Origin of the sequence: Exiguobacterium sp. SH0S2, from assembly GCF_004337185.1 — a bacterium.
Taxonomy (GTDB): Bacteria; Bacillota; Bacilli; order Exiguobacteriales; family Exiguobacteriaceae; genus Exiguobacterium; species Exiguobacterium aurantiacum_A.
In genome coordinates, this window is the sequence record NZ_SJVB01000004.1 from 311,732 (window position 1) to 321,739 (window position 10,008).

General features: G+C 52.8%; 13 protein-coding genes, 10 tRNA genes and 1 rRNA gene. 22 read left to right on the forward strand and 2 right to left on the reverse strand.

The features are described from left to right. Window positions 1–4: 4 nt before the first annotated feature. On the reverse strand, window positions 5–538 hold the full coding sequence (locus tag EVJ21_RS12115; RefSeq protein WP_070329216.1) for a cysteine hydrolase family protein: 534 nt from the start codon (window positions 536–538) through the stop codon (window positions 5–7). 142 nt (window positions 539–680) lie between these two features. Between EVJ21_RS12115 and EVJ21_RS12120 the strand changes: the two genes are divergently transcribed. Genes EVJ21_RS12120 through EVJ21_RS12130 form a run of 3 tightly spaced genes read left to right on the forward strand, consistent with a single transcriptional unit; the run spans window position 681 to window position 1,783 of the window. Then, window positions 681–956, forward strand: coding sequence for a 4a-hydroxytetrahydrobiopterin dehydratase (locus EVJ21_RS12120; protein WP_070329217.1), 276 nt, complete (start codon window positions 681–683; stop codon window positions 954–956). Next, a complete protein-coding gene (locus EVJ21_RS12125; RefSeq protein ID WP_236633533.1) occupies window positions 949–1,431 on the forward strand; it encodes a hypothetical protein in 483 nt (160 codons plus the stop codon). The genes EVJ21_RS12120 and EVJ21_RS12125 overlap by 8 nt, the downstream gene beginning before the upstream one ends. A 34-nt stretch (window positions 1,432–1,465) precedes the next feature. After that, window positions 1,466–1,783, forward strand: coding sequence for a hypothetical protein (locus tag EVJ21_RS12130; RefSeq protein ID WP_070329219.1), 318 nt, complete (start codon window positions 1,466–1,468; stop codon window positions 1,781–1,783). A 36-nt stretch (window positions 1,784–1,819) separates the two neighbouring features. On the opposite strand, the gene EVJ21_RS12135 is transcribed toward EVJ21_RS12130, so the two are convergent. Next, window positions 1,820–2,545 carry a rhomboid family intramembrane serine protease gene (locus EVJ21_RS12135; RefSeq protein WP_131490623.1) on the reverse strand — a complete coding sequence of 242 codons (726 nt, stop codon included), beginning with the start codon at window positions 2,543–2,545 and terminating at the stop codon, window positions 1,820–1,822. 63 nt (window positions 2,546–2,608) lie between these two features. On the opposite strand from EVJ21_RS12135, the gene acpS reads away from it, so the two are divergent. The 19 genes from acpS to EVJ21_RS12230 form a co-directional block, all read left to right on the forward strand. Further along, a complete protein-coding gene (gene acpS / locus EVJ21_RS12140; protein ID WP_070329221.1) occupies window positions 2,609–2,986 on the forward strand; it encodes a holo-ACP synthase in 378 nt (125 codons plus the stop codon). Then, window positions 2,964–4,040, forward strand: coding sequence for an alanine racemase (gene alr / locus EVJ21_RS12145; protein ID WP_070329222.1), 1,077 nt, complete (start codon window positions 2,964–2,966; stop codon window positions 4,038–4,040). Before acpS ends, alr begins: the two co-directional genes overlap by 23 nt. A 128-nt stretch (window positions 4,041–4,168) precedes the next feature. Further along, window positions 4,169–4,447, forward strand: a complete 279-nt coding sequence (locus EVJ21_RS12150) for a hypothetical protein (RefSeq protein WP_070329223.1) — start codon at window positions 4,169–4,171, stop codon at window positions 4,445–4,447. Between the two features lie 5 nt (window positions 4,448–4,452). After that, the gene (locus EVJ21_RS12155; RefSeq protein ID WP_016510516.1) at window positions 4,453–4,803 is read left to right on the forward strand and encodes a type II toxin-antitoxin system PemK/MazF family toxin; all 351 of its coding nucleotides are present in this window, start codon (window positions 4,453–4,455) and stop codon (window positions 4,801–4,803) included. 140 nt (window positions 4,804–4,943) lie between these two features. Beyond that, the gene (locus EVJ21_RS12160) at window positions 4,944–5,270 is read left to right on the forward strand and encodes an STAS domain-containing protein (protein WP_016510528.1); all 327 of its coding nucleotides are present in this window, start codon (window positions 4,944–4,946) and stop codon (window positions 5,268–5,270) included. Continuing rightward, the gene (gene rsbW / locus EVJ21_RS12165; protein ID WP_131490624.1) at window positions 5,267–5,743 is read left to right on the forward strand and encodes an anti-sigma B factor RsbW; all 477 of its coding nucleotides are present in this window, start codon (window positions 5,267–5,269) and stop codon (window positions 5,741–5,743) included. Before EVJ21_RS12160 ends, rsbW begins: the two co-directional genes overlap by 4 nt. Beyond that, complete coding sequence (sigB, locus tag EVJ21_RS12170) at window positions 5,709–6,509, forward strand: RNA polymerase sigma factor SigB (RefSeq protein WP_070329225.1); 801 nt, start codon at window positions 5,709–5,711, stop codon at window positions 6,507–6,509. Before rsbW ends, sigB begins: the two co-directional genes overlap by 35 nt. Before the next feature lie 66 nt (window positions 6,510–6,575). Further along, the gene (locus tag EVJ21_RS12175; RefSeq protein WP_236633534.1) at window positions 6,576–8,714 is read left to right on the forward strand and encodes a Tex family protein; all 2,139 of its coding nucleotides are present in this window, start codon (window positions 6,576–6,578) and stop codon (window positions 8,712–8,714) included. A 220-nt stretch (window positions 8,715–8,934) separates the two neighbouring features. Beyond that, a tRNA-Asn gene (locus tag EVJ21_RS12180) sits at window positions 8,935–9,009 on the forward strand. Between the two features lie 9 nt (window positions 9,010–9,018). After that, window positions 9,019–9,110: transfer RNA gene (locus EVJ21_RS12185), tRNA-Ser, on the forward strand. A 32-nt stretch (window positions 9,111–9,142) separates the two neighbouring features. Further along, a tRNA-Glu gene (locus tag EVJ21_RS12190) sits at window positions 9,143–9,217 on the forward strand. Between the two features lie 4 nt (window positions 9,218–9,221). After that, window positions 9,222–9,297: transfer RNA gene (locus EVJ21_RS12195), tRNA-Val, on the forward strand. Between the two features lie 23 nt (window positions 9,298–9,320). Then, window positions 9,321–9,396: transfer RNA gene (locus EVJ21_RS12200), tRNA-Asp, on the forward strand. 7 nt (window positions 9,397–9,403) lie between these two features. Beyond that, a tRNA-Gln gene (locus EVJ21_RS12205) sits at window positions 9,404–9,475 on the forward strand. Window positions 9,476–9,484: 9 nt separating this feature from the next. After that, window positions 9,485–9,560: transfer RNA gene (locus EVJ21_RS12210), tRNA-Lys, on the forward strand. Between the two features lie 30 nt (window positions 9,561–9,590). Then, window positions 9,591–9,678: transfer RNA gene (locus EVJ21_RS12215), tRNA-Leu, on the forward strand. 1 nt (window position 9,679) lies between these two features. Continuing rightward, window positions 9,680–9,756: transfer RNA gene (locus EVJ21_RS12220), tRNA-Arg, on the forward strand. A 10-nt stretch (window positions 9,757–9,766) separates the two neighbouring features. Then, window positions 9,767–9,843, forward strand: a tRNA-Ile gene (locus EVJ21_RS12225). A 101-nt stretch (window positions 9,844–9,944) separates the two neighbouring features. Beyond that, window positions 9,945–10,008, forward strand: a 16S ribosomal RNA gene (locus EVJ21_RS12230); the annotation flags it as partial.

Below are 10,008 nucleotides of genomic sequence, written 5' to 3' on the forward strand. Positions count from 1 at the left end.
GGCGTCACTTCCCGGTCACAGTAGCTCCGAGGGTCGTGACAAAATGTTCGAGCGCCCAGTCGTGTCCGACCGGGTTAAAGCTTTGAACCGCATCCGCATGGACGACGATCTTGTATCCGAGGTTGTACGCATCGACGGCCGTATGGAGCACACAGATGTCGGTGCATACACCGACGAGATGGACTTCATGGATGCCGCGCTCACGTAGGCGAAGGTCAAGGTCTGTGCCTGCGAAGGCGCTGTAACGCGTCTTGTCGATCCAATGATCGGCGCGTTCGGCGGCGGGTTTGACGGCGCCGTACAACTCGCGACCTTCCGTGCCCCGAATGTTGTGGGGTGGGAACAACGTCGTTTCAGGGTGATACGTGTCGCCGGCGTCATGGACGTCGTTCGCGACGACGACGTAGTCCTCTGTTGAAAATTCCTCGATCAACTGGACGATTCGTTCTTCTATGTCTTGCCCGGGTTTCCCGCAAGTCAAACGACCCGTGTCTGCGATAAAATCAAACGTATAATCAATGACGATCAATGCCCGCATGGGAAGTCTCCTCTCTCTTGTGAAGAATGATTTGGCTATCTTTCTTATTCTAAATCATTTTGCGGCATGCGAAAAAGATTATTTTCGCGCTTGGTCGGGTAGTAAGTGTAAGAGGAACTGCAATCGAAAGGGGAATCAGCTGATGATTTTGTCATCGACCGAACTGTCTGAACAGTTGTCACGATTACCGGGCTGGGAAGTCGTCGAAGGGGAGTTACAAAAAACGTATCGCCTCGAGACGTTTCCGGAGGCGATCCAATTCGTTCATCTCGTCGCCGATATGGCCGAGACGCTCAACCATCATCCGAACATATTGATCGAGTATCGCAACGTCACGCTCACCGTGTCGACACACGACGAAGGAGGCATCACAGAGAAGGACATCATGCTCGCGAAAGGCTGTGAGGAACTTGTCTAAACTGTTTATGACGTTCGCCTCAGGCAGTGTGGCCGATCGGTTGCGCAAGGAACCGGGCGTCATCGTCGCGAGCGGCAACGAGACAATCTTGCTTGCCGAAGGGGACAAGTCCCCGTTCCAGAGTGGGAAGACGTTCCAGATCGAAGAAGCGGCAGGACAATTCGCGCCGACAGGGAATATCATCTATGCGAACATCCCGGTCGACTCGAACGCCCGGTCGCTCTTGTTCCACCGATTGCTGAAAGAAAAGTCTCGTCTCGGGTCTGGGCACAACGGATTTGCCGCGTATCGGCTCGGCGTTGACCCGGACGACAACCACGGGATTGTCATCATTCAATTCACTGAAGAAGGAAATCGGTTCCGTGATTCGACCGACTACTTACTGTTTCAAGAACGGTTGAAAGAAGCCGTCGAACAAAAAGGGGCCGGTCCGATCATAAAACACTATGTCGTCAGTGAACCGGATAACCTATAATAAACATAACGTCACGTTAGGGGAGGATTTTTTTATGAACAAGAACTACTTCTGGATGGGTTTGGCGGCAGGTGCCATTATCGGTGCCAGCGCATCGCTACTCCACAAAGAGACACGCGATCAGCAGATCAGACAGCTCAAAGGGATGAAGTCACGACTCAAGTCGACGGACACATCGACGCAATCACATTCGGTTGGGCTCCAAGCCTCATCGAAAAGCAGCTTGAAAGATCGCGTCATGGACTTGAAGGCGTTGTACGAAGAAAACCAAGACACGATCCAAAACCTCGTCGAAGACGTCAAAGACTTGGTCGACGCGCTCCAAGACGCACGTCATAAAAATCAGATTTAATTCAAATGGCCAAGCGCTGAGCGCTTGGCCATTTTTTCATAAGAACTGTGCGAACAAGCCGAAAACGGCGAGCCCGATAATGACGTAGAAAATCCATTTGCTGTCGCTCGAATGGACGACAGGCGGAGCGTACTTCCGCGGCTTGTACTTCCCGTAACGGAGCGGACGCGAGTAAGGCACCGTGAAACGAGACAGCGGGATCGCGAGCAAGAATCCGGCCAAGAATCCGTACACGTGTCCCCAAAGCGACACGTTCGACCCGATGAGCGTGAACACGGCGCTGATGGCGACGAAGATATAGACGAGTCGAGCGTCTTGGCTGTAGATGAGCGTACGGCGGAAGCGGCCGATGAAAACGTAGAAGCCGAGAATCGCTAAAATCGCACCCGAAGCACCGGCCTGCAGGTAGAACAGTTCGCTCACCGTGAAGAAGGTCAACAAGTTGGCGAGCGCACCCGCCACGAGATAAAACACGGCGAACTTCACATGACCGACCATGCGTTCCATGGCAGGTCCGAAAATGATGAGCGCGAACGAGTTGAACAGCAAGTGACCGAGGCCTAAATGAATGAAGTTGGCTGTCACGAGACGGTACCACTCGCCCTGGGCGAGCGCGAGGTGGAACGACCCTCCGAGCGCGACGATACGCAGTGAGGGCATCAAAGAATCGATGACAAACACGAGCAGTTGGATTACAATGAACAGCGTTACGAGCGGATACGCCCGTACGAACGTTTGAACATTCTCAGTACGACTAAACATAGCATCACCTCTTTTCTTAATTGTATAAGGAAACGAGTGAAAAAGGAAAGGAGCGAGTGTCCTATGATTGCGGGAATCGGAATCGATATCGTCGAGCTAGAACGGATCGCTCGCTCGATCGAACAACCTCGCTTTATGAACCGGGTGCTTACGGAGGCAGAGCGCGGGCTTGCCCTCACGTATTCAGACGAACGCCGAATCGAGTTCGTCGCCGGTCGGTTCGCGGCGAAAGAAGCCTACGCCAAAGCGGTCGGGACAGGCATCGCCCGCGGTTTGTCGTGGCAGCAGATCGAAATATTGCCGGACGAGACGGGACGCCCGCATATGACGGCGCCTCACCCGGGCCGGATTCATGTCAGCATTAGCCATAGCGAACGGTACGCCGTCGCACAAGTCATCATTGAAGAGGGGGATCACCATGTTTCGTCCAAGTTGGATTGAAATCGACCGGGCGGCGATCGCCCACAACATCATCGAAATCAAAAAACGTATCCCGCAAGCGCTCATGGCGGTCGTGAAAGCGAACGCCTACGGGCACGGGGCCGTTGAGGTCGCGAACATCGCGCTCGCAAACGGGGCGACGATGCTCGGAGTCGCCTTGCTTGAAGAAGCAATCGAGCTTCGAGACGCCGGTATCACCGCCCCGATCCTCGTCATGGAAGCACAATTCCCAGAATACGCCGGAGTCGCGGCCGAGCATGATGTGACGCTCTCCGTGTTCTCGGCCGACTGGTTACGTGAGGCGAAAGCGTATGTGACCGAGCGGCCGCTCACCGTACACGTCAAAGTCGACACAGGCATGGGACGTCTCGGCTTGCGGACGCGGGCCGAACTTGACGCACTTCTCGATGCAGCCGACGACCGCTTTGACGTCGAAGGGATTTATACACACTTCGCGACGGCCGACGAACCGGACAGTCCGCTCTATTACGAGCAACAAAAGCGGTTCAGTCAGTTGATCGACGGACTCATCCCGCGCTTCCGCTACATTCATACATCGAACTCGGCCGGGGCGATCCGGATGGCCGGAGAAGATGTTCCCTATAACCTTGTCCGTGTCGGCATCGCGCTGTACGGGTTATACCCATCGAGCGAGATGGCGTCGGCGTATGCGTTCTTGAAACCGGCGTTCACATTGAAGAGCCGACTCATGCAAGTGAAGACGCTTGAAGCCGGGCAGACGGTCAGCTACGGTGCGACTTACACGACGACGGCCGATGAATGGATCGGGACGGTACCGGTCGGTTATGCCGACGGCTGGATCCGCAAGGCGAGCGGCTTCGAAGTCGACGTCGAGGGCGAGCGTTGCCCGATCGTCGGACGGGTGTGCATGGACCGCTTCATGATCCGCCTTCCGCACGAGTTCTCGGTCGGCACCGTCGTCACGTTGATCGGCGGGGCGGTCGCCATCGATGAACTCGCGGCACACCTCGGGACCATCAATTACGAGGTCGTTTGTCAATTGACGAGTCGATTGCCACGGCGCTACGTGTAAATCATAAACGTGTGAAATTATCTGAATTCTTTCGTGAATCCTCTATATTTTCCCATTCTTGCGTGTTATATTGATAAAGAACGCGGGAAAAATTCCGCCAATCACCGAAACGATTCTGGAGGTGCAAGATGTTGAAACAGCGAACTGCGGGTGCTCTAGTGTCCGTTCCAGATCGGTTCTCGCAGCATGTGAGTCCGATTTCGATGAAAGATCGTGAATCACTGTCATTGAACGATGTAGTGACGTACTTGTCTAAGGAAATTGCTGATCGACAACAAGCACTGCGTGAAGAATTGGCGAAAGGCTATCAAGAGATGGCCGCGTTTAATTTGAATATGGCAGAAGAGATGCTGATGATTGAGACGGAAGCCGAACATGCTCTCTTACGTCAAGTAAGCGGGGTGTGAGCGGAGTGATCGTAAAGCGTGGTGACGTGTTTTATGCGAATCTGTCGCCCGTAGTCGGTTCAGAGCAAGGTGGAGTTCGTCCGGTTCTCGTCATTCAAAACGATATCGGCAATCGCTTTAGCCCGACCGTCATTGTCGCTGCGATTACGGCTCAGATCCAGAAAGCAAAACTGCCGACTCATGTGGAAGTATATCAAGTCAAACACGGCCTCGAACGAGACTCCGTGATTTTGCTTGAACAGATTCGAACGATTGATAAGCGTCGTCTGACGGATAAAGTCACTCATCTCGATGATGAGACGATGCACAAAGTTGACCGAGCGCTAGAGATCAGTATGGGATTAATCCCGCTCTAGCTTACATATAACTAAACCGGTACATGGGTATCGGTTTTTTTTCAAAAAGATCGATAAAAGTGGTTTCAAATCCTGAAATAAGGGAAATATGATTAATCGTACTCAATTTTTCTATGCGTAACATTAGGAGGGAATATACAATGGATTTAGCGATTCGCGAGCAAGTCATTGGAGAACAATTACACCTTTACGTTTCTGGAGAGGTAGACACATATACGGCACCAAAATTGAAAGAGGTCTTGCACCCGGCGATTACGGAACAAGATGTCATCGTTCATTTGGACGAAGTCGACTATATGGACTCAACAGGTCTCGGCGTCTTCGTCGGCGCACTTAAAATTGCCAAACGTAACGAGAAAGAGTTGTCGCTCGTCGGCGTTACCGATCGCGTCAACCGTCTCTTTGAATTGACAGGCCTAGACAAGTTATTGTCGATCAATACAAACGTAAGAGGTGGCACGAAATGAGTAACATCGAACAGACGGTGATGACGTTCCCGGCCAAACCGGAATATGTCGGCGTGGTCCGTTTAGTCGTCTCAGGAATCGCTAACCGTATGGGATATACGTACGACGAGATCGAGGATATTAAAATCGCGGTCTCGGAAGCGTGTGGCAACGCTGTTCAGCACGCTTATGAAGACCAAGAGGGTGAAGTGAAGCTCACGTGCGGCGTCCACGACGACCGCCTCGAGATGACGATCGAAGACTCGGGCAAGACGTTCTCGGACGACGTGAAACGCCAAGCGGCTCCGGTCGAGGAGACGGCAGAAATCGAATCGCTTCACGAAGGGGGACTCGGTCTTTTCCTCATTGAAGCGTTAATGGATAACGTCTCGATCAACAAGGACAACGGTGTCAAAGTGACGATGACGAAACTCCTTAACAGGGACGAGGTGGATCAGAGTGCCAGCAAAATCTCAACAACGCCATCACAGTGATGATGAAGTATTAGAGTGGATTGAGCGCTATCAACAGGACGATCAAAACGAAGAAGTCCAGATGCTCCTCATCAACCGATACTCAGACCTTGTTGAAGCGCTCGCTCGAAAATTCTCGCGTGGCCGGGCCATCCATGATGACCTTGTGCAAGTCGGGATGATCGGGTTGCTCGCCGCACTTCGCCGTTTCGACCCGGAGTTCGGACGCAGCTTCGAATCATTCGCCGTTCCAACGATCATCGGTGAAATCAAGCGTTTCATCCGTGACAAGACGTGGAGCGTTCACGTGCCGCGTCGGATCAAGGAGCTTGGACCGAAAATCAAGAAGACGGTCGAAGAGCTGACGACAGAACTGCAACGGTCACCGCGCATCGATGAGATCGCCGAATACCTTGGCGTTTCCGATGAAGAAATTCTCGAAACGCTCGAGATGGGCAAGAGCTATCAAGCGCTCTCGGTCGACAGCTCAATTGAAGCGGACAATGAAGGCAGCACGGTCACACTGCTCGACCTCGTCGGCAGCCAAGAGCGTGGGTATGAGTCAGTCGACCAGCGCCTCATTCTCGAAAAGGCGTTCAGCGTCTTGAACGAGCGGGAACAAGCGATTTTGGAATGTGCTTACTATAAAAACATGAGTCAAAAAGAGACGGGCGAACTCCTCGGTATTTCCCAGATGCACGTGTCACGTCTACAACGACGCGCGCTCGAGAAATTGCGTGAGGCCATCAAAGTCCCACTCAACGAAGTATTCTCAAGCGATGACTAAACGGTCATCGTTTTTTTGTCGTCTTCTACAGAGTTTGCTACACTTCAATAGAGAAGAGAAAAGGAAGTGATTCGATTGATTACGAAGATTGCGAACGAATTAAAGCTGAATACGAGTCAAATCGAGACGGTACAACAACTTGCGTCGGATGGAGCGACGATCCCGTTCATGGCCCGCTATCGAAAAGAGATGACGGGGAATTTGGACGAAGTCGAGATCAAAGCGATCCTCGACTCGCTCCAATACGAAGAGAGTCTCCAAAAACGGAAAACAGACGTCCTCGCAAAACTCGAAGAACTCGAGAAGGCGACGCCGGAGCTGACACGGGCCATCGAGGTCGCGACGAGTCTCCAACAAGTCGAGGACATCTACTTGCCGTATCGTCCGAAGCGCCGGACGAAAGCCGAGCAGGGACGAGAGAAGGGGCTGCAGCCGCTCGCCGACTGGTTCCGAGAAGTATCTGCTTATTCGGTGCAACAAGCGGAGGGACTCGCGGGTGAACTGGCGCTAGAAGAGGCGCTTCCGTTCGTACAAGCGATCATCGGGGAAGAGTGGGGGGAAGAGGCAGCGCTCCGCCAGACGCTGCGGACGAAAGTGCGGAACGAGGCACTCCTCCGGTCCCAAAAGAAAAAGGCGGCAGAAGATGAGAAAGAAGTGTTCGCCCAGTATTACGACTACGAGGAGAAAGTGGTCGGCATCGTGCCGCACCGCATCCTCGCGTTGAACCGGGGTGAGCGGACCGACGTGCTCCAAGTGAAGCTCGTCTTTGACGAGACGTTGTTCTTGAAACGAGCAATCAGTAAGTTAGATCGTCTTCCGACCGAGAAACGGGATGTCGTGACGCTCGCTATAAAGGACGCGTTCAAGAAATCGGTCTTCCCGGCCATCGAACGTGAAATCCGCAGTTCGTTGACCGAGACGGCTGAAGAACAAGCGATCGACGTCTTCGCGAAGAATTTGAAGCAACTCTATATGCAGCCGCCACTCCGTGAAGTCGTCGTGCTCGGTATTGACCCGGCCTACCGGACCGGCTGTAAGTGGGCCGTCGTCAACGAGACCGGGAAAGTCGAAGAAGTCGGCGTGTTCTATCCGACGGCGCCGAAGCATGACGTGACCGGTTCAGAAAAAGTGCTCTCATCTCTTGTGAAACGCTATCCAATCTCCGTCATCGTCATTGGCAACGGGACCGCCTCACGTGAGACCGAGCAATTTGTCTCGAACTGGCTGAAGACGGCCGAGCGTGAGATCGCGTACGCGATCGTCAATGAAGCCGGTGCCAGCGTATACTCGGCTTCCGAGATTGCGCGATCTGAGTTCCCGGAGTTGAAAGTCGAAGAACGTTCGGCTGTATCGATTGCCCGTCGGATCCAAGATGCGATGGCCGAGCTTGTGAAAGTCGACCCGCAATCGGTCGGGGTCGGACAGTACCAGCATGATGTCAGTCAAAACAAATTGAAAGGCTCACTCGAGTTCGTCGTCGAGAGCGTCGTCAACATGGTCGGTGTCGATGTGAACCGGGCTTCCGAGTCGTTGCTCACGTACGTATCGGGCCTCAATAAGACGACGGCAAAAAATATCGTCGCGTATCGTGATGAGTTCGGGCGCTTCAATACCCGTAAAGAAATCAAGAAAGTGCCGCGTCTTGGGGCGAAGGCGTATGAGCAGGCGGCTGGCTTCCTTCGCATCACGAACGGGAGCGACGTGCTCGACCAAACCGAGATCCACCCAGAGAGTTACAAGTTGACGTTATCTCTATTGAAGGAACTCGGTGTCTCGAAAGCAGCGGTCGGCACGGCCGAGTTGCGAGATCGGTTGAAATCGGTCGATGCCCGAGTGCTCAGCGAAACGCTTGAGGCGGGACTGCCGACGGTCGAAGACATCTTGAAGTCGCTTGCCAAACCGGGCCGTGATCCACGTGAGGATATTCAAAAGCCGCTTTTACGGACGGACGTCATGAACTTAGAAGACTTGCAGGTCGGGATGGAGTTCCAAGGGACGGTTCGCAACGTCATCGACTTCGGGGCATTCGTCGACATCGGGGTCAAACAGGACGGGCTCGTCCACATCTCGAAGTTGTCGAACCGTTACGTCAAACATCCGCTCGACGTCGTCGCGGTCGGGGACATCGTCACCGTCTGGATCGAGCAAGTCGATGCCAACCGGGGCCGGATCAGCCTGACGATGCTAGAGCCTAAAAAACAATAAATCGATATTTAGTAAGAAGAAAGTCGGAGTTGAGCAAAGTGGTTTCATTTTGCTCAACTTTTTTATTAAAAAGTGTTGACGGTCGTTTTTGACCGTGATATCTTATAGAGGTCGCCAAGAGCGCGGCATGAAAAATTAAAGCTTTTCTAAAAAAGTGATTGACACGTTTCGGGTTTGCGGTTACAATTTAAATCGTTACTTTGAAAAAATCAAGCAACGTTCCGCAATAGCTCAGTGGTAGAGCAACCGGCTGTTAACCGGTAGGTCGTAGGTTCAAATCCTACTTGCGGAGCCATTTTATTTTGGAGACGTACCCAAGCGGCTATAAGGGGCTCCCCTGCTAAGGGAGTAGGCTGGGAAACCGGTGCGAGGGTTCGAATCCCTCCGTCTCCGCCACTTACTTTTTAGAAAACATCAATCAAATAAATGGCCCGTTGGTCAAGCGGTTAAGACACCGCCCTTTCACGGCGGTAACACGGGTTCGATTCCCGTACGGGTCACCATTTCGGAGGATTAGCTCAGCTGGGAGAGCACCTGCCTTACAAGCAGGGGGTCGGCGGTTCGATCCCGTCATCCTCCACCATTTCAAATTTAAGCGCGTATACTGGTCTTGTGGTGTAGGGGTTAACATGCCTGCCTGTCACGCAGGAGATCGCGGGTTCAAATCCCGTCAAGACCGCCATTTACGTTGGGCTGTAGCCAAGTGGTAAGGCATTGGATTTTGATTCCAACATGCGAAGGTTCGATCCCTTCCAGCCCAGCTTATATTTGAGCCATTAGCTCAGTTGGTAGAGCATCTGACTTTTAATCAGAGGGTCGCAGGTTCGAGCCCTGCATGGCTCACCATTTTTATTCCTCGTAACATTTAATTACGCTGCGGTCGTGGCGGAATCGGTAGACGCGCTAGGTTGAGGGCCTAGTGGTGGTTAACACCGTGGAGGTTCAAGTCCTCTCGACCGCACCATGCACCCTTAGCTCAGCTGGATAGAGCGTTAGACTACGAATCTAAAGGCCGGGAGTTCGAATCTCTCAGGGTGCACCATTTTTATTATGGGCCTATAGCTCAGCCGGTTAGAGCGCACGCCTGATAAGCGTGAGGTCGGTGGTTCGAGTCCACTTAGGCCCACCATCTTAACTGACGAACTTTGAAAACTGAACGATGAGGCAAAAAAAGTTTTACAAGTTTTGATTGAAGCGCAAGCTTCGTCATTTTCAAGAGCTATATCAAATTCTTTGGAGAGTTTGATCCTGGCTCAGGACGAACGCTGGCGGCGTGCCTAATACATGCAAGTCG